This is a genomic window from Apibacter sp. wkB309 (assembly GCF_002964915.1).
In the GTDB taxonomy this organism is placed as follows: domain Bacteria; phylum Bacteroidota; class Bacteroidia; order Flavobacteriales; family Weeksellaceae; genus Apibacter.
In genome coordinates, this window is sequence record NZ_PSZL01000002.1 from 278,414 (window position 1) to 303,083 (window position 24,670).

Sequence of the window (24,670 nt, forward strand, 5' to 3'; positions counted from 1 at the left end):
TATATTTTCATAAAAAAGAGGCATTGGAAATCAATGCCTCTTTTTTATATTCTTTAATTAATTTTATTACAAGGATCGTTTATCATTTAATTGATCGCTAACTTTTTGTGAAGCTACAAAAGAAGTAATTGTATTAGTTAACATATCACTTGCTGCACTCGGATTATTAGGTAGCAATATTAAATTAGATCGAGAACTGGCTCCTATAGAGCTTAATGTATCGTAATGTTGAGTAACCACAATTAAAGAAGAGGCCTCTTGTGAGTTTATATTTACTCCGTTTAATACTTTAACAGATTCCTCTAAACCTCGAGCGATTTCTCTCCTTTGATCAGCAATACCTTTTCCTTGTAATTGTTTACTTTCTGCTTCTGCTTTGGCTTTAGCTACAATTTTTATACGCTCTGCTTCTGCTTCATATTCTGCAGCAACCTTTTCTCTTTCTGCTGAATTTATACGATTCATTGCTTGTTTAACTTGCTCATCCGGATCTATATCTGTAACTAAGGCTTTTACAATGCTGTGCCCATAGCTCTGCATCGCTTCTTGCAATTCACTTTTAACAGCAATTGCTATGTCATCTTTTCTTTCAAATACATCATCTAACCGTAATTTAGGAACTTCAGCACGTACTACATCAAAAACATAAGAAGTGATTTGTTCGTATGGATTTTGTAATTTGTAAAATGCATCATACACAGCTGTTTGAACTACATGATATTGGACTGAAACTTTAAGGTGAACAAATACATTATCTTTTGTTTTTGTTTCAATCATTACATCCAATTGCTGGATTTTTAAATTAACTCTTCCTGCGATCTTATCTATGAAAGGAACTTTAAAATTAATCCCCGCATTTCGTGAGGAATTAAATTTTCCAAATCTTTCAATTATTACTGATGTTTGTTGCTTTACAACAAATATAGGCGCGCCTAAAAAAAATAATATAAATAGAACAAATAGTAGTATAATACCCATAATTTATCAAATATTTTTATTTTTATTAAAAACAAATATAAATAATTTTATTTTATCGTATCTTATTGAGGTCTCTGTCCCATCAACATTAAATAGGACTTTAAAAAATCATCTATATTACCATTCATAACTGAGTCAACATCTGAAGTTTCAGTACCTGTTCGAACATCTTTAATCAATCGATAGGGCTGCATTACATAATTTCTTATCTGACTTCCCCATTCTATCTTCATTTTACCCGCCTCTATTTCGTCGCGTTTCGCATTTCTTTTTTCAAGTTCAATTTCAAATAAGCGTGATTTTAATAATTGCAATGCTTTTTCCTTATTTTGTAGTTGGGATCTACTTTCTGTATTTTCAATGATGATCTCTTTTTCTTCTGCTGTGTCATCATCTTTATATTTATAGCGTAATCTAACTCCTGTTTCCACTTTATTAACATTTTGTCCACCGGCTCCACTGGAACGAAACGTATCCCATGAAAGCGAAGCTTGATTAATCTGAATCTCAATGGATTCATCTACTAAAGGATACACATACACAGAAGCAAAAGAGGTATGTCTTTTTGCATTGGAATCGAACGGTGAAATTCGAACCAATCGATGCACTCCGTTTTCTCCTTTTAAATAACCAAAGGCATAGTCTCCTTCAATCTCTAATGTTACAGTTTTTACACCTGCTACATCTCCAGCCTGATAATTAAGCTCTTTCACTTTAAAATTATGTTTTTCTGCCCACATAATATACATACGCATGAGCATACTCGCCCAATCACAGCTTTCGGTACCACCTGCTCCTGCTGTTATTTGTATTACAGCGTTTAAATCGTCTCCTTCAGATGATAACATATTTTTAAATTCTATATTTTCAAGCAAAGTAACAACTGTCTGATAATGAGAATTTATTTCATCTTCGGAAACATCTCCTGATTTAAAAAAATCGTATAAAACCACTAAGTCTTCATATTGTGCGTGGATTTCCTGGTACTCTTCAACCCATTTTTTTTTGGCTCTTAATTGTTTTAATATTTTTTCTGCTTCTTTTGGATCTTCCCAAAATGAAGGATCTGCAGATTTTTCTTCTTCATTTTGTATTTCTACTTGCTTTTTTTCTATTTCTAAGTATTCATACAAATCGTTTATCCTTGTCTGTAATTCTTTTAGATTTTCTTGAGTAATCATAAGTAGTACAAAAATACAATGTAAAATTTTATAATTAAAATACCGTATGAAATAATATAATTCAATATATCCCGGTATTAAATTTTTATAATCTGATAAATTAGTTCTAAATTAAATAAAAATTGATGAATTTTGTTTGTAAATTTGCCTTCGTTTTAACAGAGTTCATAATAATCATATACTATAATGCCGAACATATCATTAATAATAAATAATGTATTGTAAATAAGACATTTCATCTTAGGAGAATTTTTCCTTTTTAAATGATCTTTAAAACTTATGTGTATATATGAAATAAGCTAAACATTTTTTTCTAAAAAAGTAGTATTGATTTTTTTATTTCGAGAAAAAATGTCTTTCCAACAGCATACAACTAGTTTACAAAGAATATTTAAAAACAAAATAAACGATATAATATAAAATGGAATTATTAAGTAAATTTTTTAAAGATTATCACCTTCAATTAATAGCTACTATAATTGTTATTATGGGGATATATTTTTTAAAACTTATTATAAATAAAATAATTTTAAAATATGGTAATCATACCCATATTAAAGAATTACGAACACGAGTAGTGATTAAATATTCAAGTATATTAATTAATATTTTGGGCTTTGTTCTTCTTATAACCATATGGGGAGTTACTCCGGAATGGATATTTGCTACATTTGCCTCTTTTTTTGCAATTGTAGGTGTCGCCTTTTTTGCCCAATGGTCATTATTAAGCAATGTAACTGCGGGTTTTATCATCTATTTCACAGTTCCATTTCGGATAGGAGACATTATAAAAATTATTGATAAAGATAATCCAATCACCGCAACTGTTGAAGATATTAAGGCTTTCTATGTTGTGCTACGTACCGATGATGGATTTCCGGTAACTTTTCCGAATAACTTAATTTTACAAAAAGCCATATTAACTTTAAAAGCTTCCTAATGAAATCTTTAAAAACCTTTAAATATGAAAAACTTTTTAAATCAATTAATTGTATTTACCCTTTTTGTTACCGGGGTTACATCTGCTCAAAATTTTAATAATTCCGGATTCCAAAATTTGAAAATCGGTGATATTCAAGGAGTATTACTTACCGATGGTTACTTTTATAATCCCTCGGTACAACCTGAAATAGCACCTGTAGCAAAAGCCGAAGATGTTAATAAAATACTTTTAGACAATTATTTACCTACCGATAAATTAAAATTGGCCTTAAATGTATTATTATTAAAAAAGGATAACCATTTAATTTTATTTGACACCGGAACGGGAGAGATTAATAGTAATGGTGGAAAATTGCTTAACGCCCTATCTGGGGTCGGTATTAAACCGGAACAAATTACAGATATTGTGATTACTCATGCTCATTTAGATCATATTGGAGGATTAGTTGCCGATAATAAACCGGTTTTTCCGAATGCCACTATTTATTTAACTAAAAAAGAATATGATTTCTGGACGGGTAAAAAACAGGATTTTTCAAAGTCTAAACGATCAGGAAATGAAGCTGAATTAAAAGAAAGTATTAAAGCAATCAGTACTAAATTAAAATCGATAAAATCGAAAATTAAATTTATTAAGGATAAGGAAACCATTTTAAATTGCATTACATTTTCATTAGCTCCGGGACATACTCCGGGACATATTATTTCAACAATTTATTCCAACAATGAATCATTGGTCCATATTGCTGATTTAGTTCATTATGGAGCATTGTTATTCCCACATCCTGAATGGGGAACATCTTTTGACTGGAATTTTGATTTGGCAGTTAAAACACGTATTTCCGTTCTTGATACTTTAAGCAGGGATAAAACCCTTGTTTTTGGTTATCATCTTCCTTATCCGGGTATTGGCTATGTCAAAAAAACAAATTCCAATAGCTTTCAATGGTTAACTTATCCCTTTTTGACTCCTTTACAATAATAATAAAGAAAGGCTATCCAATGATAGCCTTTTTTACTATTTATTTTTAAGATTATGCTAAAGCTTTTGTAACCTCATTTGCCGCATCTTCTAAGGTAATAGCAGATATAACTTTTACTCCACTTTCATCAATCATTTTTTTAGCTATTTCTGCATTAGTTCCCTGTAATCGTACTATGATTGGTACTTTTATAAAATCACTCATATTTTTATAGGCATCTAAAATGCCTTGCGCTACTCGATCGCAACGAACAATACCTCCAAATATATTTACGAGTATCGCTTGTACTCTATCATCCGCTAAAATTATTCTAAATGCTTTTTCTACTCTTTCAGCATCAGCAGTTCCCCCAACATCTAAAAAATTTGCCGGGTCTCCTCCTGAAAGTTTAATGATATCCATCGTTGCCATAGCTAATCCGGCACCGTTTACCATACATCCTACATTGCCTTCTAGTTTTACGAAATTTAATCCTGCCTCTCCTGCTAGTACTTCAGTTGGATCTTCTTCTCTTATATCTCTTAATTTCACATATTCTGGATGCCTGAAAAGAGCGTTGCTATCAATGGTAACTTTTGCGTCTACTGCCGCAATTTGATTATCTGATGTTTTTAAAACTGGATTTATCTCGAATAAGGTAGCATCGCTTTTTATATAAGCTTTATATAATGCAGTCACAAATGTTACCATATTTTTAAACGCCTCTCCGAACAATCCGAGATTAAAAGCAATTTTTCTTGCTTGAAAATTTTGTAAACCAACCGATGGGTCTATTTCTTCATTAAATATAAGTGACGGAGTTTTTTCTGCTACCGTTTCAATGTCCATACCTCCTTCTGTAGAATATATAATTACATTTTTTCCTTTCACTCTGTCTAATAAAACAGACATATAAAATTCTTCAATTTTACCCTCTCCGGGATAATACATATCTTCCGCAATAAATACCTGATGAACTTTCTTACCTTTTTTAGGTGTTTGGGGAGTGATTAGATTCATTCCTATGATTTCGGAGGTGATTTCTTTAACTTCATCCAAAGATTTTGCCAATTTAACTCCTCCTCCTTTTCCTCTTCCTCCTGCATGAATCTGAGCTTTTACCACCCACCATTTGGTACCTGTTTGATCATTCATTTCTTTAGCTGCTTCTACAGCTTTCTCCGGTGTAGTAGCAACTATTCCCCTTTGGACTCTTACTCCAAATGATGCAAGTATTTCTTTTCCTTGATATTCATGTAAATTCATGGCTTATTACTTTAGATTTATATTAATCTACTTCAATTTTTAAATGCTATAAGGACAAATATACAGATTTTTTAAATGAGATATTTTATTAATTAGTAATGCAGTGATATAAATAAAATTTCAAACATTTTCATTACAAATCTATATAGTTTTTTATAGCAAAAAGCGTTTCCTTTAGGTTATTGGGAAACGCTTATTTATATATTAAATTTTATGAATTATTTTTTAATAAACTTATATTTCATTATTTCTTTTGACGTTTTAATTTTTAAAATGTAAGCCCCTGAACTTAATGAGCTCACATTTAACTCATTAGAAGAATCTATATTGCTACGCAATAATTCTTTACCTGATAAATCAAAAATTGAAATGGATTTAATTTGTTGTTCTGAATCAGATTTGATATATAAAATATCTTTAACCGGATTAGGATAGATTACAAATTCATTTTTTTCATTTTTCATCTCTTCTATTCCCAATTTGCCATTTACAATGGTAAGGGGAAGATAATTAACGGTTACTCCTTCCAAGAATTGCCATTGTTGACCATCATTTTCACGTGCAAAGATCCTGATTCGATACGCTCCATTAGCTATATCATCCGGTATGTAACCTGAAATTATATATGATCCATAGTAATGACCCTCTCCGAAATTATTTACTGAATTTTCTCTAAGTATATATAGCAATTCATCCTTCTCATTAGCCAAAGCTAAAGCTATTGTTCCATTAAAAGGTTTACATCGATTATTTTCAAATGAAAATTCTACTCTAAGATATTCTTTAGGTTTAGCTTGTCTTATGTTGGCCGTAAGATCTTTATTATTTAATAAATTAAGATTATGTGATTTAACACCATCCAATAATTCTATTATACTTGTATCATCTACATTTTGAGCCGTTTTAATTGGTATATACGCATCTCCTTTCTTTTCCACTACTTTTAAACGATACTTCCCTGCTTTAATAGTACTGTTTAGCGTATAATAATTATTATTAAAATTATACGGATGATTACTTTCATTAAGTAGGGTTACCATTGTATTGTTAAGATCATATAAGGCCATATATTGATTTTTATATATAATGGTATCTTCTATACTTATGTTGTATAAATCATGTTTTTCTACAAAACATTCATCTTTATATACTTTATTTTTAGAAATCGTAAGCTTATTTACAAAATATCTATTGACTTTTTCTCCTCCTTCATTGGGTTTTATATTTATGCCTATACTTTGACCATATTTATATTCTAATGGGGCATTTGAATTGTAATATCCATCTTGATATCCTCCCCATCCAAAATTAAAATGCAAGAGTCCGTTGGAATCGTATCCATCACAAACAAATGCATGTCCCGATCTATTTTCCGTATTTCCTGAATAATAGACGGGTCTACCTTCATTTAATTCTTTTATTATTATCTCCTCCCATTCTTCATCACTGATAGGTATTTCATTAAAATTACCATTATAATATCGACCTCTTATTATATAATCTATACTTTTATCATAACCAAAATAAGTATACAATGATTTTAATGCTTTCTCACTAGAAGTTCCACTTGCTTTTACTCCATATTTCATTTGAGCACTTGCCCCTATATGATACATTAAAAGCCCTACAGCCTTTGTTTGCTCATTAGTATAATTGGGAGTGGGTGAATTATGATACTCATTTAACATATTAGACCAATCATATTCGTATTGTTGTAAATCTATCTGTGGAATGTTATAGATTGCATTGTTACTAGGGTCTGTGGTCTGATAGGCCGGAATGATACCAATTCCTTTGTTAGGGTATTGATAAAATTTCATAATCTGCGCGGTAGCCGTTGCTACACAACCGGTATAAACTTTATAAGGTATTTGACTATTATAAGGCTCATCTTGATTCCATTTTGTTTTTACAAGCGGTTCTAGTGCGGTAAGTCTGGTTTGGATGCTTTTTTTTGAACTTCTATATAATTCCCATTCCTTTTGAATTTCTTTGGTAGGTTTGGTGGAATTATCAAAAGCTTGTTGCATACCCAATTCTATGGTTTTCATCCAAGATTGGAAATTTTCCGGAAGATTAGCTGCATCATAATATCCGGAATTGGAATATCCTATGATCGGATAATTTATATCGTCTGCTGAAATGATTATAAAGCCTTGATTTGCTCCAATGTTGTAAACATAGTAATATTTTTGAGAATGATTTTTCTTTAAGTTACTTATTTCATTCTCTGCCGTATAAACTAATTGTAATTGGAATCTTTGACTTTTTTTTAGGTTAGAAAATTGATTATTAATAAAATTTTCTGCAATACGTTTTGCTTCTTCTTGATCTATTTGTTTTGACCATAAATGTAAATTACTAAATATAAATAATAGTAAAATAGATAATAAAAGTTTTCTCATAATAAAATTTTTCAGTTATCTTCAAATTTAATAAAATAAATAATTATTTATTGAATTATTTTTAAAAAAAATATATATTATGATTATTTATTATATAATTACATAATAATATACTTAAATTTTAATTAATTTTCATTTTATAAAATTAATTTTTTTTAACTACTAAAAAAGGGTGAAGAAAATTCTTCACCCTTTTTTAAATTTTAAATGTTTTACTGATAATTTAAGTAAAATTTATATTTTAATAAATTTATATTTCTTTATTTCTTTAGACGTTTTAATTTTTATTATGTAAGCTCCTGAACTTAATGAGCTAACATTTACTCCGTTAGTAGGATCTATATTGCTTTGCAATACTTCTTTACCTGAAAAATCAAAAATTGAAATGGATTTAATTTGTTGTTCCGAGTCAGATTTGATATATAAGATATTTTTAACCGGATTAGGGTAGATTACAAATTCATTCGTTTCATTTTTCAGTTCTTCTATCCCCAGCTTTCCATTTACAACGGCTAGAGGAAGATAATTAACGGCTGCTCCATCCAGCAACTGCCATTCTTGACCATCATTTTCACGTGCAAAAACCCTTATTCGATATGTTCCATTAGCAATATCATCCGGTATATAACCTGAAATTATATATGATCCATAGTAATAACCCTCTCTTAAATTATTTATTAAATCTTTTCCAAGAATATAGATCAATTTATCCTCCTCATTAGTCAAAGCTAAAGCTATCGTTCCATTAAAAGGTTTACATCGATTATTTCCAAATGAAAATTCTACTTGCAGAAGATCTTTAGGACTGACTTGGTTTGCATTAGCGGATAATGGTGTATAATCGTATAAATTTAGATTATGTGAATTTGTAAATTCTTTAACTTCAATTATATTATTATCTCCAATACTATTATCTGATTTTATAACAACATATTCATCCCCTCTTTTTTGAACTAATGTCAATCGATATTTTCCGGCAGTGATATCTGTTCCAATTGAAAAATATTTTGCACCATAATTTCCTAAAATTGAATTTATTTTACTTCCATCTAAATCAACTAAAGCAATATATATATCACCAAGACTTGAATCGTGTAATCCAATGGTGGCTATATTATACTTCACTTCAAAGCATTCATTCTTTGATACTTTATTTTTAGGAATTGATAATTCTGTTACTAAATATCTAGCTATTCCTTGACCTCCTTCATTGGGTTTTATATTTATACCTATCCCTTGACCATATTTATATTCTAATGGGGCATTTGAATTGTAATATCCATCTTGATATCCTCCCCATCCAAAATTAAAATGTAAGAGTCCGTTGGAATCGTATCCATCACAAACAAATGCATGTCCCGATCTATTTTCCGTACTTCCTGAATAATAGACGGGTCTACCTTCATTTAATTCTTTTATTATTATCTCCTCCCATTCTTCATCAGTTATAAATATATTTAGATTAGTATAATAATTTCCTCTTACGATTAAATCTAAGCTTTTATCATAATCAAAGCACGTAAATAATGATTTAAGCGCATCATTGCTAGAAGCTCCACTTTCTTTAACTCCATACTTCATTTTTACGCTTGCTCCAATATGATACATTAAGAGCCCTACAGCCTTTTCTTGTTCTTTTGTATAAGTTGGAGTGGGTTTATTAATATACTCATCCAACATATTAGACCAATCATACTCGTATTGCTTTAAATCTATCTGCGGTATATTATAGGTTACATTGTTACTGGGGTCTACGGTCTGATAAGCCGGAATGACACCAATTCCTTTTTTAGGGTGTTGATGGTATTTCATAATCTGCGCTGTAGCTGTTGCTACACAACCGGTAAGAACTTCATAAGGAATTTGACTATTATAAGGTGTTCTTTGATTCCATTTTGTTTTAATAAGCGGTTCTAGTGCGGTAAGTCTGGTTTGGATGCTTTTTTTTGAACTTCTATATAATTCCCATTCCTTTTCAATTTCTTTGGTAGGCTTGGTTGAGTTATCAAAAGCTTGTTGCATACCCAATTCTACGGTTTTCATCCAAGATTGGAAATTCTCCGGAAGATTAGCTGCATCATAATATCCTGAATTGGAATATCCTATAATCGGATAATTTATATCATCTGCTGAAATAATTATAAAACCTTGCTTTGTTCCAATGTTGTAAACATAATAGTACTTTTCTGAATGATTTTTCTTTAAGTTACTTATTTCATTCTCTGCCGTATAAACTAATTGTAATTGGAATCCTTGACTTCTCTTTAGATTGGTAAATTGATTATTTATAAAATTTTCTGCTATTTGTTTTGCTTCCTCCTGATCTATTTGTTTAGACCATACCGGCAGACTATTAAATATAAATAATAATAAAAATAAAAAATTTCTCATAGTGATTTGTTTATAAATTATATTCAAATGTAATAAATAAATGAATTTGTTATGTGATTTCATTTAATTTTAATAAGCCAATCTAAGCCTTTATATTTTAAAAATACACTTAACATTCACATCTTTAATGGAATAAAATATTACCATAAATTGAAAACAATCTTGCCTTCTTTAATTTTTATAAACAAGTTTGATTAAAAGTTTTTTTATACATATAAAAAAAGGTTGAAAAATATCTTCCAACCTTTTTTTAGACCATTATTTATATATTTTAATTTTGTAATAGGTATAATAAAATATTATTATATTGAATGGATTATTAAAACTAGAGTGTTTCTTTTAACCATTTAAAAAATTCTTTTTGCCAGATTATACCATTTTGAGGTTGTTGAACCCAATGGCTTTCTTCCGGAAAATACAAAAGTCGGCTCTTTATGCCCTTTAACTGCGCTGCTTGAAAAGCTTCCAGCCCTTGAGTATAAGGAACTCGATAATCTCTTCCCCCGTGAATAATCAATATAGGAGTATCCCAATTAGAAACTAATTTAATAGGATTAAATTCTTTGTAAGCTTTGGGTTGAGGATTTTCCCAATAAGATCCTCCAATATCATAATTGGGAAAGAATATTTCTTCGGTTGATCCATACATGGATTCTAAGTCAAATACCCCACAATGTGAAATAAAAGTTTTAAATCTTTTCTTATGAATACCTGCTAAATAATAAACCGAATAACCGCCATAACTGGCTCCTACAGCACCTAAACGATTTTTGTCCACATAGGACTCTTTAGAAACTTCATCAATAGCTGATAAATAGTCTTTCATAGGTTGTCCACCCCAGTCACCTGATATCTCTTCGTTCCATTTTACCCCGAAAGAAGGCAATCCTCTTCGATTTGGGGCTACAACAATATAACCATTAGATGCCATAATCTGAAAGTTCCAACGGAAACTGTAAAATTGAGATACCGTACTTTGAGGCCCTCCCTGGCAGTATAATAAAGTCGGGTATTTTTTATTTTTATCAAAATCGGGAGGAAATATTACCCAAACCAACATTTTTTTTCCGTCGGTGGTATTAATCCACCTTTCTTCAACTCTACAACTTTTTATCTTTCGATAGAGGTCATCATTTACTGAAGTTAACTTAGTTTCTACTCCGGTTTTAATATTTACTTTATAAATTTCAGACGCATGATTCATGTCTTGACGCTCTCCAACCAAATAATCACCGGTGATACGTATACTAACATAATCATGCTGACCGTTAGTAATTTGTCTAATTTTTTTTGTTTTAATATCTAACTCAAAAAATTGTTTAGTAGCGTTGATACCGGCCAAAAAATAAATTTTCTTTCCATTTTTAGCCCAAACATAGTCTATTACCGTATTATCCCAAGTTGAAGTTAAATTTATAGTTTTCTGAGTAGCCAAATCATAAATTTTCAGATCATTCTTATCTGCCTCATATCCATCTGTCTTCATTGACAACCACGTCAACATTCCACCTTGTGGACTAAACTTAGGGTTAGTATCATAACCTTTATTTTCAACAGTTAAATTTTGCGTTTGTTGTGAAAATATATCATAAAGGTATATATTCGTATTGGTTGAAATTGCATCTTGAGTTCCGAAAAGTTTTTTGGATTGGTAAACTAAATATTTACTATCCGGAGAAAATGAATAATCTTCGGAAATATATTTTTCATCCTTATTGATATCCACCAAACTTCCGTTTGTACTACCAATGAATATATGTTTAAATTTTCCGTCTTTCCAGGTATCCCAATGTCTATACATTAAATGATCATACACTTTCACATCTGATTTTTCCATTGTTGGATATATATCTGTGCCTAAAACTTCTTCTAATTTCACCGATTTTGATATGGCAAAATGGTTGGAATTATTCGCATAAAGTAACCCGGAAAGAATTTCGTTTTCTTTATTTATTTTTTCTGTTTTCTTAGTTTTTAGATTATAAGAATAAATATCATCTCCCACCGAATATATAAATTCATTTTGTGAATGAAAAGACAACGCTTTTTCCTTGTCTTTACTTTCAGTAAGTCTGATAATTTGCCCATCTAGATTTAGATGATATAAATCTCTGGTACTGCTGTTTTCATCAACATTATAATATTGAACTCCATAAATAATGTCTCCGGTATCGTTTACAGCGTCTATAGATACCCTACCTAAACTCCAAAGTAATTCAGGAGTCAAATTTTGTTTTTGTGCCATAGTAAAAATCCCAATTAGAATTGATACAAGTAAACTACTTTTTCTCATTACTAACTCTTTCCGTTTTTTGAAATAATTTCAAAATTAACATTTTCTTAAACACTTATTTCATTACTTCTTAACTTTAATCAGATTTATGGGTAAATTAATAGTCATTATTTTTATATTGGCACAATTATTTCAAGATAATATAGTTAATATAAATATTTTGTAATCATGGCAATTTTAGTATTACTGAGACACGGTCAGAGTGTTTGGAATCTGGAAAATAAATTTACCGGTTGGGTTGATGTAGAATTATCCGACAAAGGAAAAGAAGAGGCTAAAAAAGCCGGCGATCAGCTTAAAGGTTTACATTTTGATTATGCGTATTCATCTGCTTTGAAAAGAGCTCAAGAAACATTAAAAATCGCGTTGAATGAAGCCGGAATAAAAAATGTACCCACGAAATTTGATAAGGCGTTAAATGAAAGAATGTATGGAGATCTGCAAGGTCTAAATAAGGCTGAGACAGCTAAGAAATTCGGAGATGAACAAGTTCATATTTGGCGAAGAAGTTACGATGTCGCTCCACCTAATGGAGAGAGCCTTAAAGATACTGCAGAAAGAGTAATTCCTTATTTTGAAAGTGAGATAGTTCCAAAAATTAAGGCCGGAAAAAATATAATAATAGCGGCACATGGAAATAGTTTACGTGCATTAGTTATGTATTTAGAAAAAATGACTCCCGACGAAATTATAAAATTTGAATTAGCTACAGGAGCGCCCAGACTCTATGAATTAGATTCCAATTTACATGTTTTAAAGGTTAAAAACCTCTAATATGTGTAAACTTCTTATGAAATTAACAAAATTATATTTTTTAAGCTAGCTTAAAATAAAAATATTAAAAAAAGTTCTTTTCATAGTAAGTTATTCTCTTCGAATAGCTTTTCTCAAATATTTAACTAAACATATGGTCCTGATTTCAATTGAAATCAGGACTTTTATATTATGAATTTTTTATTTATAATTATTTCATCAATAAACTATTCAAATTAAAAGCTTTTATATATATTTTTCTAATTAAAAATCTCAAGATTTACTTAATCATGTAATTAGTTATTATATACTAATATTTATATTGTTATTAATTTTATTATTATATATATTTTTTTATTCAATATATATTTGCAAGTTACTATATCTTTTTATATATTTATAAAATATAAAAACTTTATCATACTACAATAGATCACATACTTTTGAATAACCTAATATTGTCTAATTAGGTGTTTCCAACAATTACTTAGTAAAAAACGAAAATCCTATCTTATAACCATTTAATTCACCTCCTTATCATAGTTGAAATTTATAATTATTGCATTGACTGTGTACTTTTTAGTGATTGATATGAATTGACTATGGTAATAATTGGATTAGACACGTAAACAACTAGTTACGAATTTCTGATGATATTCTGTGTCTTTGAATAAAAATAATCATTTTATTAATGATATAGTTAAAATTAGAGGTATCATAAATTTAATAAACATGGTTGATCATAAATTACAATTATTTTTAGAGAAAGTTTTATTATCCCAATGGGAGAATAAAATACAATTTAAACCTGAAATGAAATTATATGAAGATTTTGGATTAATTGGACATGATGCAAATGATTTTCTTACATATTTTACGAAAGAATTTAATGTATCGATTAGCAATGAATTTAAATTTAACGAAAGGTTTTATCCTGAAACCTATTCTGCGTTAGATATATTAAAAAGTATATTTAATAAAATCGTAAATATCTTTCTTTATCAACGATTAATTTATGAAAAAGAATTAAAGGATCTTAGTATAAAAGAATTAGAATTAGCTATTGAAAGTGGGGTGCTATTATAATACAATTGATTTTACCAATAACTATATAATATTAAAAAATGATATTTTGCTTCATTTATAGTTATTCTAAACTTTTTAAATAACAAAAGGTCTCTATATTAAAAAGATTTGAGCATTGAAGAATTATAAGAGGTCATTAAATCGAATAGCAAATAAACATTATAAGATTTTACAATTAATTTATTCATAATTTTTTCTTACTTTCTGAAATGACAATTAATTTACATAAAAAAAGGCTTAAATTACTAAAAGTAACTTAAGCCTTAGATTAGTAGCCCGTAGGGGAGTCGAACCCCTCTTGCCAGAATGAAAATCTGAAGTCCTAACCGATAGACGAACGGGCCTACTATTATTTTTATTTACGCTAATGCGTTAACGTGCTTGTTTAATTTAGATTTCAAGTTAGAGGCTTTATTCTTATGAATAATGTTTCTTTTTGCTAACTTATCAATCTGAGAAAAAACAGCCGGTAATTTACCTACCGCTACAGTTTTATCTGTTTCAGCTCTTAATTCTTTAATAGCTGTACGAGCTGATTTATGATAATACTTATTACGTAATCTTCTTACGTGATTCTGTCTTATTCTTTTTATTGCTGACTTATGATTTGCCATTTTAATTCTTTCTTTTCATTATCTATTTGCGGTGCAAATGTAATTATTTTTTACAATCCTACAAATATACTTTTTCATTTAATTTGTTGTAGACCCACAGGGATTCGAACCCCGACAAACGGTACCAAAAACCGGTGTGCTACCGTTACACCATGGGTCTGTACCAACAAAAAAACCTTAACTGAAAAAAATCAAGGCTTTTCTTGTTGTGGGCGATGCAGGATTCGAACCTGCGACCCCCTGCTTGTAAGGCAGGTGCTCTGAACCAGCTGAGCTAATCGCCCCTTTAAAACAAAGACATTTAAGAGCTTTTCTTTATTACTTTGTTCCGTAATTGGATTGCAAATATACGCTCATTTTTTATACTTGCAAATATTTTTTTAAAAAATTTCTGCTACTACAAAATTACTTCCTCCTATAAAAATCAAATCTTCTTTGTCAGACTGGGTTTTAGCGGCATCAAATCCTTTTGCAACACTATCGAATTTTTGATAATTTTTGAAGTATAAATCTATTTTTTCGGAATATTCATTGGGATGTAGTCCTCTTTGAATAGCCGGTTTAACAAAATAATAGATGGCATCAACCGGCAATAGTGGAAATATTTTATCTAAATCTTTACCTTTTACAAAGCCGATTACAATTCTCAGTTTTTTATAGGTTACCCGTTTAAATTGTTCGGCCAATTGTTTAAAGCCATCCTCATTATGGGCCGTATCGCAGATAATCACCGGATTTTCCCATTGCAAAATCTCCCATCTTCCTCTAAAGTTCATTGAATCTTTTACATGCAAAAGGCCCTTTTTAACCTGATCAACAGATATTGTAAATCCTTTATCATTTAAAACATTGATGATACTTACTACCGTTTTTTTATTTTTTTCTTGATATATACCTTTTAAATCTGATGGATAGTTTACCTTATTTTTTGTCGCATCTATATATTCGGCATTACGCTCTTGAGCAATATGTACTAGTAATTTTTTAACTTCTTCCTTATCTTCTCCAATAACTACAGGAATTCCGGGTTTAATAATCCCCGCTTTTTCTGTGGCTATTTTTTCAAGTGTATCTCCCAATAAATCCACATGATCCATCGATATACTGGTTATTGCACATACTTCGGGAGTGATAATATTTGTTGAATCTAACCTTCCGCCTATTCCAACCTCTATTACAGCTATATCAACTTTTTCTTTAGCAAAATAGCTAAAAGCCATAGCGGTCGTTAATTCAAAGAAGGAAGGATTAAAATCCTTAGTAAAATGATCTCTAATATTAATTAAAAAATTATATACAAACTCTGCGGGGCATTCTTTTCCGTCAACCCTTATCCGTTCAGTGAAATTTTTAAGATGGGGAGAAGTAAATAATCCCACTTTATACCCGGCTTCTTTTAAAATGGAGGCGGTCATATTGGAAACACTTCCTTTTCCATTAGTTCCCGCTATATGTATGGATTTAAATTTTCTGTGCGGATTTCCTAAAATCTCACTCAGTTTTATTATATTTTCAAATCCGGGCTTATATGCAGAATTCCCAACATTTTGATAATTTGAAACTTGGGTATACAACCATTCTAAAATTTCTTCATATGTCTGCATGACTAAAAATAATACGATTTATATTATTATAAATTAAAATACACTTAAAGTAATCCGTAAAATTTTAAATAACCATTTTTTAATAAAGAAATTATTTTTCTATACTTTTTTTACAATTCCCACATACTTTCCTTCAAATTCAACAATTATGGTTTGTAAATGATTTTGATTTACCCAATCCATAAAAGCAGAATTATCTCCAATATCATCACTGATAAAAAAGCCGTTTTTTTCTATTCTTTCCCATAGTAAAGGATAGGCCCACATTCTACCTTTATAACTTTTATCGCTATCATAATGAGCTATCTCAAAAGTCTGTTGTTCTTTGAATATTTTAGGCAGGGATTCTTTATCTGCTTGTCTAAATAATTTCCAATAGTTTCTAAGATTATCAGGAACTACACATCCAACAAATTTATCATTATTCCTGTCCAAATAAGGCATATCTGAACTATACAAATTTCCACCTCTTTTTTGTAAAGACAATAAAGCCGCCAAAGAGCTCCACCCGTAAGCTACTCCGGTTTCTATAACATTTTTAGCCTGAGTATATTCACATAGTGCGTAGATAAGATCTAATGCTCCGGCTCCGCCCATTTTAACCGGACAAGCCGCCTCAATTTTTTTTGACTCCTCCATTGGTCCTGCAAAATCTTTATATAAAGAGTATTCATTTTTTGTAATCTGGTAAATTGCATCTTGCTGACTGATTGCTCTTTCTGCACACCATAATTCGGATTCTTTTTTTCCTTGAACCGCGCTCCCTCTGTCGAAAATATTTTTATAAATTTTTCTTACTAATTCCGGATATAATTGTGGTCTGGCTAAATAACCGAATAATGTTCTTAAAACTGATTGCATTTAGATTTTACTTTTTATTATACTGATATGATGCAAATGTAGTTAAAATACTTATACCATTAGATTGCTAACTATTTTGGACATATAGAGTGTTAATTCCCATGAAAAGGTTCGTTTTATCTTTTTCTCAATTTTTATAATTAAATAATTAATAGTATACCGTTTGATTTATAAGTGAACATAAATTTAAAAATTATATTTTAGCTATATATATATTATCCTCGATAATTCAAATCTTAATAATTCAATACAGTAATTAGCAATAAATGAGTATAATGCGAAAAACGATTAAAGATTTTATGAATAATGAGAAGTCCGTAGGAATACTTCTTATCTTGTGTACAATCTTTTCTATAATATTGTCAAATTCAACTTTTCACACTTTCTATCATAATTTTTGGGAAACATCGGTTTCTTTCAAATTAGGAAACGAATATCTTTTTAGCACCCAGGGGAAGCCTTTAACTGTATCTGAGCTAATAAATGATGGGTTAATGAGTATATTTTTTTTAATGGTGGGATTAGAACTTATTCGTGAAATACATATTGGAAAACTTTCCAATCGTTCGCAAGCCCTTTTACCTGTTTTGGGTGCTATAGGCGGAATGATTATTCCTGCGGGAATATATGCATATTTAAATTTCGGAAAAGACACTATTTCAGGTGCAGGAATTCCTATGGCAACCGATATAGCATTTGCGTTGGGGGTATTGAGTTTATTAGGAAAAAAAATTCCCTTGTCTCTCCGTGTTTTTCTTACTGCCTTAGCTGTAATTGACGACTTAGGGGCTATTTTGGTTATAGCCTTTTTTTACACTAAAAAACTTTCTTGGGTCTTTTTATTTCTTGCCTTATTCATATGGACGATACTATTACTTTTTAAAAAACTAAAGATCAATCATTTATATTTATATATAATCGGCGGTATAGGAATTTGGTATTGCTTACTTAATTCCGGTGTACATGCAACCCTTGCGGGTATATTACTGGCATTTACCATACCCTTTGAAGGTGGTGATCCCCATGGCCAAGCCATGAAATTACTGACTATACTCCAATTACCTGTCAATTTTATAATACTTCCTCTTTTTGCACTTGCCAACACAGCCTTATCTATTCAATTAAACATTCAAGAGCTTTTCTCTCAATCGTACACACTTGGAATATTTTTTGGCTTAATCGTTGGGAAACCTTTAGGAATTATTTTATTTACTTATCTGGCTTGTGCTTTGAAATTTTGCAGGCTTCCTTCGGAAACAGATTGGAAGCAAATGATAGGAATCGGTTTTTTAGGTGGAATTGGATTTACTATGTCTATTTTTATTACCTTATTGGCTTTTAATCCGGCTATACATGCCGACTATATAACTCATGCTAAAATTATGATTCTATTTTCCTCCCTATGTTCTGCTTTAATTGGATATATATACTTATATTTTATATTCCGAAAAAATAAAATCTAACAAAAATCTTTTGTATTTTCACACCTTTAAACCTAATAATAATATGAAAAAAATATTTTTATTACTTGTATTAACATTTTTTATAATGACCACGAACGCACAAATCTATAAAACTAAAACAGTAACAGATTCAAAGGGGTATACTTATGAAACGGTAACGAACGATCCCTCCAATTCAAGAATTTATACGCTGAAAAATGGTTTAAAAGTATATTTATCCCGAAATAATGATGAACCAAGAATTCAAACATACATTCCGGTACGTACCGGATCTGCTAATGATCCGTCCGAGAATACCGGCCTTGCTCATTATCTAGAGCATATGATGTTTAAGGGAACCAGTAAACTCGGAACTTCTGATTGGGATAAAGAATCTGTATTATTAAACCGTATTTCAGATTTATACGAACAACATAAAGCCGAAAAAAATCCAAAAAAGAAAAAGGAAATTTATAAAAAAATAGATGAAGTATCCCAAGAAGCATCCAAATACGCCATTGCTAACGAATACGACAAGTTAATTTCAGAATTGGGCGCTACCGGAACCAATGCGCATACTTGGCTAGATGAAACGGTTTATAAAAACAACATTCCATCCAACGAATTAGAAAGATGGTTATTTGTTGAAAAAGAACGATTTTCCGAATTAGTTTTACGTCTCTTTCACACAGAATTGGAAGCTGTTTATGAAGAATTTAATCGAGCTCAAGATAACGATATGCGTTTAGTTAATTATGAATTGATGGATGCTCTATTTCCTACCCATCCTTATGGACAACAAACCACTATAGGAACATCCGAGCATTTGAAAAATCCATCCATGAAAGCAATTCATGAATATTATGAAACTTATTATGTTCCCAATAATATGGCAATTGTATTGGTGGGCGACTTAAATTTTGATGAAACCATACAATTAGTAGATACCTATTTCGGCAATTTCAAATATAAAGAATTGCCTGTTTTGAAAAAACCCATTGAACAGCCGTTGACATCTGTTGTTAAAAGAGTAGTAAAAAGTCCATCTTCAGAAAGAATCCAATTAGCTTTTAGATGTAGTGGAGCCGGAAGCAAAGAGGCTCTTTACGTTAAAATGGTTAATATGATTTTGAATAATTCCGGTGCGGGGTTAATCGATATAAATATCAATCAAAAACAATTAGCTCAAGGGGCAGGATCGTATATATCTATTTTTAAAGACTATGGTCTTCATTCCTTATATGGAGCTCCTAGAGAAGGACAATCTTTGGAACAAGTACAAAAACTTTTACTAGATCAGTTAGAAATCATAAAAAAAGGAAATTTTGATGATTGGTTGATTAAAGCTATTGTCAATGATTTAAAAACGCAACGCATCAGCAGCTGGGACACAGCTAACGGGGTAGCAACTCAAATGTATAATGCTTTTATCCAAAATTTATCTTGGCAACAAATTTTAGATGAATTTAATGAGTTGGATAAAATGAATAAAGAGAGTATTGTAAAATTTGCCAATGAATTTTATAAGGATAATTATGTTGTGGTCTATAAAGAAAAAGGAATCAATGATAAACTGGTCCGCGTTGAAAATCCGGGAATAACTCCAATAACTTTAAATCGTACGGAACAATCAGATTTTTATAAAAAATTCTCGCAACTTCCCGAAAAAGAAATTCAACCTCAATTTATAGACTATAAGAAATTAATAACTTTTGATCATGTAAAAAATATTCCTCTTTCCTATATTAAAAATTCAAATAACGAATTAGGAAACTTATATTATATATTTGACTTTGGATCAGATAACAATGAAGAATTAGATCTTGCCCTAAATTATCTTTCCCTTCTGGGCACTGATAAGTATACAAAATCCAATCTTGAAAAAGAGTTCTATAAAATAGGAATCAGTTATACTATTCAGGTTCAAAATGAACAAATATTCCTAAACCTGCAAGGTTTAGAAAAAAATATTCCAAAAGGTATAGAATTATTTGAACATTTTTTGCAAAATGCTAATCCTGATTCAGAAACATATCAAAAATATGTACAAACTATACTTAAAGCCAGAAAAAATTCTAAATTAAATAAACAGGCAATATTTAATGCTTTAGCTTTGTATGCCCGTTATGGAGAAAATAACAGATTAAGAAATTCTATTTCTGAAGCGGATTTATTAAACAAAAAACCTGCGGACTTAGTTAAGATATGTAAAAGTTTATTCGATTACAAACATGAAATATTTTACTATGGACCGAATGAATCTGTTATTAAAAAAGCGGTTCAAAAATATCATAATTTCGGAAGCGGAAAAGAGTATAATTCTCCTATAACTTATAAGGAACTTGCAGCTGACGGCAGCTTGTTTTTTGCTCCTTACGACATGGTACAAGCCGAAATACTTTTCCAATCAAGAGGAAATAAATTTGATATAGCTAAAATGCCTTATGCAAAAGTATTTGGTGAGTATTTTGGCAGAGGTCTGTCTTCCATTGTTTTTCAAGAAATTCGTGAAAGTAAATCATTAGCTTATTCTGCTTACGCCAGTTATACCATCGCCTCTGATAAGGATAAATACGATTATGTTTCTTCCTATATTGGAACTCAAGCCAATAAATTACCACAAGCAGTTGATGCAATGAAAGATTTAATGAACAATATGCCTGAAATTACTAAACAATTTGACAATGCTAAAAAAAGTGCTTTGAAACAAATTGCTTCAGACCGTATAACTAAATCTGCAATTTATTGGTCCTATCTTGCCGCCAAAAAAAGAGGAATTGATTATGATTTAAGAAAAGATATGTATTCTCAAATACAAACATTGCAACTTAAGGATCTTAAAGATTTTTTTAATCGTGAAATCAAGGGAAAAACCTATAATGTATCTTTAATTGGAAAAAAGGAAAATCTTAATTGGAATTCGGTTAAAAAATTAGGAACAGTTCATGAATTGTCTATTGATGAATTATTTAATTATTAATACATCTTATTCTATATGAATTGTTTAAATTAATATTCTATTAAATTAAAAAAGAAAATTTTCTAACTTTTATAAGAAAAGAACCGAATATAATTATTCGGTTCTTTTTTACTTTTTATGTAAACTGACTTTTTCGATTAGAAATAGTAAATGTAAATAGAGATTAAATATACAGATCTAAATCTCCTTTTCCCCGGCGGAGTATTTCCGGACTCCCGGAAGTTAAATCTACAACCGTAGAAGGAGTATAACCTCCCGCACCGCTATCAATAACTATATCTACTAATTTATCATATTTCTCGGCTATTAATTCGGGATCTGTAATATATTCTAAAATCTCGTCATCATCATGCGTTGAAGTAGATGCTATGGGATTGCCTAATTTTTCAACGATAATTCTTGGAATATTATGATCGGGAATTCTAATTCCTACTGTTTTTTTATTCTTATAATAAGAGGGCAGCGTATTGGAAGCTGCAAGAATATATGTAAAAGGCCCCGGCAAAGTTCTTTTCAGAAGTTTAAATAGATTCGTTTCAATGGGCTTAGTGTACTGAGATAAATTTCTTAAATCATTACAAACAAAGGAAAAGTTTGTTTTTTCCAGTTTAACATTTTTAATTCTGGAAAGCTTTTCCATGGCTTTGTGATTAAAGATATCACAACCCAATCCATAAACCGTATCGGTAGGATAAACAATTATTCCTCCCTTTTTTAACACCTCAACTATTTCATTAATTGCTTTCTCTGAAGGATTTTCCGGATAAATTCTTAGGATTTTGGCCATAATGTTAATTCTTACAATTGGTAAACAATGTATTATTCTTTTACAAAATCCAGTGAAGCAGAATTAACACAATATCTCAATCCGGTTTTTGTAGGGCCATCGTTGAACACATGTCCCAAATGACTCCCACAATTAGCACAAAGGATTTCCATTCGAGTCATCCCATGAGAAGTATCTAATTTTTCGATAATTCGGCCTTTGGCTATTTCATGATCAAAGCTGGGCCATCCGCAATGCGAATCAAATTTAGAATCACTATCAAACAGAACCGCACCACAAGCTTTACAAGTATACACTCCTTTTTCAAAATGCATATTGAATTTTCCACTGTAAGGAGCCTCTGTTCCTTTTTCTCTCAAAATGTAATATTCTTCGGGAGAAAGCTGCTTTTTCCACTCTTCTTCTGATTTTGTTACCTTCATTTTTGTTTCTTTTTTTGTTACTTCTAATCTGTCTTTAGAAATGCAAGATAGTATGAGTAATCCCAAACCTATACTAACTGCCGACTGAAACAGCTTATTGAATTTATTCATGGTAAAAAACAAAATTCATTCCAATAGTAGAACTACATTTTCTTAAGGATTATCGCTAAATTCGTTATTGTAAACATCTAAAAGCAGGAAAAAGCCGGATAATAATATAGGACCGAAAATTAATCCGATAAATCCAAAAATATTCATTCCTAATATTACCCCAAAGATGGTAATTAACGGATGAACATCGTCCAGTTTTTTAAGTAATGTAAACCTCACGATATTGTCCGATGTTCCAATAATTATAATGCCGTACAATAAAATAAATACAGATTGCCAGGTTTCTCCGGAAGTGAACAATAAAATGGCAACCGGAACATAGGCCAATGCAGAACCTACGATAGGCAACATGGAAGTAAAAGTTGTAACCGCAAACCAAAACCATAAATTATCCAATCCTACAATGGCATAGCCGACAGCTCCTACCATTCCTTGAACAACAGCAACTAATGGGATGCCGATGGCATTGGATTGAATCATTTTTTTCAACCTTTGCCCTAGCCTTTCGGTATTTTGTTTTTTTAAAGGAGACCATTTTAAAAAGGTGCTTTCAATTTTCCTGATATTCATAATCATAAAATAGAATAAAACAAAAGAAAAGAAAAAAACAACTACAGAGTTTACCGTTGAATTTAATATTTTAGGCACGACCTTGCCTACCCAGGTGGTCGCTTGAATGATATTGTCTTTGCTAAGTATATTTAGTCCATATTTTGTTTGTAAATCATTTACAATACTGACCAGAGAATTATTTATTTTATCAAAATAAGTTATAGCCGTATGTACCTGTGAATAGGTTAATTCAATAATAAAATAAACAGGAATCGAAATGATCAATAAGGCAAGAAGAAAAACTATACTAATTGATATCCATTTTTTCAATCCCTTTTTTTCTGTCAGATATAAGAAAAAATCTTTGGATAAGGCATATAATGTAATTGCTCCTAAAAAGCTGGGAAGAAATATAGCCAACTGACTTATAATAAGGATAAAAAGAGATATTATTATAATCAAAAACAATATCTGATGTATTACTTTTCCACTTATTTTTTCATTCATTTATACTATCAATTACTTATTATTTATACTCGCTAGTTAAGGTTGCTTCATTTTTATTAAATATTCAATAGCTTCTTCATAACCGGGTAATCCTTTGCCTTTAATCTGATGTACACAAGCATCTTTAATGACTGAAATTTTTCTAAATTCTTCTCTTTTTTCAATATCGGAAATATGAACTTCAATAGCCGGTGCGGTTACTGATTTTATAGCATCGTGTATTGCATAGGAATAATGGGTATATGCTCCCGGATTAATTACAATACCTTCACATTTAAAACCTTTTTCATGAATCTTATCAATAATCGAGCCCTCATGGTTGGTTTGATAGTATTCTAATTCCACATCAATAAATTTTTTTTGCAAATGTTTAAAATAATCTTCAAAAGAATAATGACCGTAAATATCTGTTTCTCTTTGTCCAAGCAGGTTTAAATTAGGACCATTTATAATTAATATTTTCATAATCTTTTTTTACGAATATAAGGAAGAATGAATGAAATAAAAACATAAATTTTGGCGAAAAAGAATAT

At 30.3% G+C, this 24,670-nt stretch carries 19 protein-coding genes and 3 tRNA genes; 6 read left to right on the forward strand and 16 right to left on the reverse strand.

Annotation, left to right across the window (positions count from 1 at the left end):
- Positions 1-66 precede the first annotated feature (66 nt).
- Both C4S75_RS02940 and prfB read right to left on the reverse strand, forming a co-directional pair.
- Positions 67-978, reverse strand: a complete 912-nt coding sequence (locus C4S75_RS02940; protein WP_105296834.1) for an SPFH domain-containing protein — start codon at positions 976-978, stop codon at positions 67-69.
- A 62-nt stretch (positions 979-1,040) separates the two neighbouring features.
- Positions 1,041-2,159 carry a peptide chain release factor 2 gene (gene prfB / locus C4S75_RS02945; protein ID WP_105296835.1) on the reverse strand — a complete coding sequence of 373 codons (1,119 nt, stop codon included), beginning with the start codon at positions 2,157-2,159 and terminating at the stop codon, positions 1,041-1,043.
- Positions 2,160-2,580: 421 nt separating this feature from the next.
- Here prfB and C4S75_RS02950 point away from each other — a divergent pair, with 421 nt between their 5' ends.
- Complete coding sequence (locus C4S75_RS02950) at positions 2,581-3,099, forward strand: mechanosensitive ion channel family protein (RefSeq protein ID WP_105296836.1); 519 nt, start codon at positions 2,581-2,583, stop codon at positions 3,097-3,099.
- A 24-nt stretch (positions 3,100-3,123) separates the two neighbouring features.
- On the forward strand, positions 3,124-4,083 hold the full coding sequence (locus C4S75_RS02955; RefSeq protein WP_105296837.1) for an MBL fold metallo-hydrolase: 960 nt from the start codon (positions 3,124-3,126) through the stop codon (positions 4,081-4,083).
- 52 nt (positions 4,084-4,135) lie between these two features.
- Here the strand turns inward: C4S75_RS02955 and sucC are convergent, their stop codons facing one another.
- The 4 genes from sucC to C4S75_RS02975 form a co-directional block, all read right to left on the reverse strand.
- Positions 4,136-5,329 carry an ADP-forming succinate--CoA ligase subunit beta gene (sucC, locus tag C4S75_RS02960; RefSeq protein WP_105296838.1) on the reverse strand — a complete coding sequence of 398 codons (1,194 nt, stop codon included), beginning with the start codon at positions 5,327-5,329 and terminating at the stop codon, positions 4,136-4,138.
- A gap of 218 nt (positions 5,330-5,547) precedes the next feature.
- Positions 5,548-7,734, reverse strand: coding sequence for a thiol protease/hemagglutinin PrtT (locus C4S75_RS02965; protein ID WP_105296839.1), 2,187 nt, complete (start codon positions 7,732-7,734; stop codon positions 5,548-5,550).
- A 234-nt stretch (positions 7,735-7,968) separates the two neighbouring features.
- Positions 7,969-10,125 carry a thiol protease/hemagglutinin PrtT gene (locus C4S75_RS02970; protein WP_158254202.1) on the reverse strand — a complete coding sequence of 719 codons (2,157 nt, stop codon included), beginning with the start codon at positions 10,123-10,125 and terminating at the stop codon, positions 7,969-7,971.
- A 325-nt stretch (positions 10,126-10,450) separates the two neighbouring features.
- A complete protein-coding gene (locus tag C4S75_RS02975; RefSeq protein ID WP_105296841.1) occupies positions 10,451-12,418 on the reverse strand; it encodes a S9 family peptidase in 1,968 nt (655 codons plus the stop codon).
- Positions 12,419-12,586: 168 nt separating this feature from the next.
- On the opposite strand from C4S75_RS02975, the gene C4S75_RS02980 reads away from it, so the two are divergent.
- Entirely contained in the window at positions 12,587-13,192 is a 606-nt protein-coding gene (locus tag C4S75_RS02980) for a 2,3-diphosphoglycerate-dependent phosphoglycerate mutase (RefSeq protein ID WP_105296842.1), read from the forward strand.
- A gap of 711 nt (positions 13,193-13,903) precedes the next feature.
- A complete protein-coding gene (locus tag C4S75_RS02985) occupies positions 13,904-14,257 on the forward strand; it encodes a DUF1493 family protein (protein ID WP_105296843.1) in 354 nt (117 codons plus the stop codon).
- A 272-nt stretch (positions 14,258-14,529) separates the two neighbouring features.
- On the opposite strand, the gene C4S75_RS02990 is transcribed toward C4S75_RS02985, so the two are convergent.
- The 6 genes from C4S75_RS02990 to C4S75_RS03015 all read right to left on the reverse strand — a co-directional run bounded on the left by C4S75_RS02990 (position 14,530) and on the right by C4S75_RS03015 (position 17,336).
- Positions 14,530-14,601 (reverse strand) — tRNA-Glu (locus C4S75_RS02990).
- A 15-nt stretch (positions 14,602-14,616) separates the two neighbouring features.
- Positions 14,617-14,871: a 30S ribosomal protein S20 gene (rpsT, locus tag C4S75_RS02995; RefSeq protein ID WP_105296844.1), complete on the reverse strand. Its 255-nt coding sequence runs from the start codon at positions 14,869-14,871 to the stop codon at positions 14,617-14,619.
- A gap of 89 nt (positions 14,872-14,960) precedes the next feature.
- A tRNA-Gln gene (locus tag C4S75_RS03000) sits at positions 14,961-15,031 on the reverse strand.
- A 49-nt stretch (positions 15,032-15,080) separates the two neighbouring features.
- Positions 15,081-15,155 (reverse strand) — tRNA-Val (locus tag C4S75_RS03005).
- A gap of 96 nt (positions 15,156-15,251) precedes the next feature.
- Positions 15,252-16,475: a folylpolyglutamate synthase/dihydrofolate synthase family protein gene (locus tag C4S75_RS03010; protein ID WP_105296845.1), complete on the reverse strand. Its 1,224-nt coding sequence runs from the start codon at positions 16,473-16,475 to the stop codon at positions 15,252-15,254.
- Positions 16,476-16,574: 99 nt separating this feature from the next.
- Positions 16,575-17,336, reverse strand: a complete 762-nt coding sequence (locus C4S75_RS03015) for a class I SAM-dependent methyltransferase (protein ID WP_105296846.1) — start codon at positions 17,334-17,336, stop codon at positions 16,575-16,577.
- 299 nt (positions 17,337-17,635) lie between these two features.
- Between C4S75_RS03015 and nhaA the strand changes: the two genes are divergently transcribed.
- Together nhaA and C4S75_RS03025 are read left to right on the forward strand one after the other, a co-directional pair.
- A complete protein-coding gene (nhaA, locus tag C4S75_RS03020) occupies positions 17,636-18,799 on the forward strand; it encodes a Na+/H+ antiporter NhaA (protein WP_255410570.1) in 1,164 nt (387 codons plus the stop codon).
- 43 nt (positions 18,800-18,842) lie between these two features.
- Positions 18,843-21,758: a pitrilysin family protein gene (locus C4S75_RS03025; protein ID WP_105296891.1), complete on the forward strand. Its 2,916-nt coding sequence runs from the start codon at positions 18,843-18,845 to the stop codon at positions 21,756-21,758.
- Positions 21,759-21,921: 163 nt separating this feature from the next.
- Here C4S75_RS03025 and C4S75_RS03030 read toward each other — a convergent pair whose 3' ends face one another.
- The 4 genes from C4S75_RS03030 to aroQ all read right to left on the reverse strand — a co-directional run bounded on the left by C4S75_RS03030 (position 21,922) and on the right by aroQ (position 24,602).
- Entirely contained in the window at positions 21,922-22,545 is a 624-nt protein-coding gene (locus C4S75_RS03030) for an L-threonylcarbamoyladenylate synthase (RefSeq protein WP_105296848.1), read from the reverse strand.
- Between the two features lie 32 nt (positions 22,546-22,577).
- Positions 22,578-22,967, reverse strand: a complete 390-nt coding sequence (gene msrB, locus C4S75_RS03035) for a peptide-methionine (R)-S-oxide reductase MsrB (RefSeq protein WP_255410572.1) — start codon at positions 22,965-22,967, stop codon at positions 22,578-22,580.
- 153 nt (positions 22,968-23,120) lie between these two features.
- Entirely contained in the window at positions 23,121-24,137 is a 1,017-nt protein-coding gene (locus C4S75_RS03040; protein ID WP_105296850.1) for an AI-2E family transporter, read from the reverse strand.
- Positions 24,138-24,173: 36 nt separating this feature from the next.
- Entirely contained in the window at positions 24,174-24,602 is a 429-nt protein-coding gene (aroQ, locus tag C4S75_RS03045; protein WP_105296851.1) for a type II 3-dehydroquinate dehydratase, read from the reverse strand.
- Positions 24,603-24,670 lie beyond the last annotated feature (68 nt).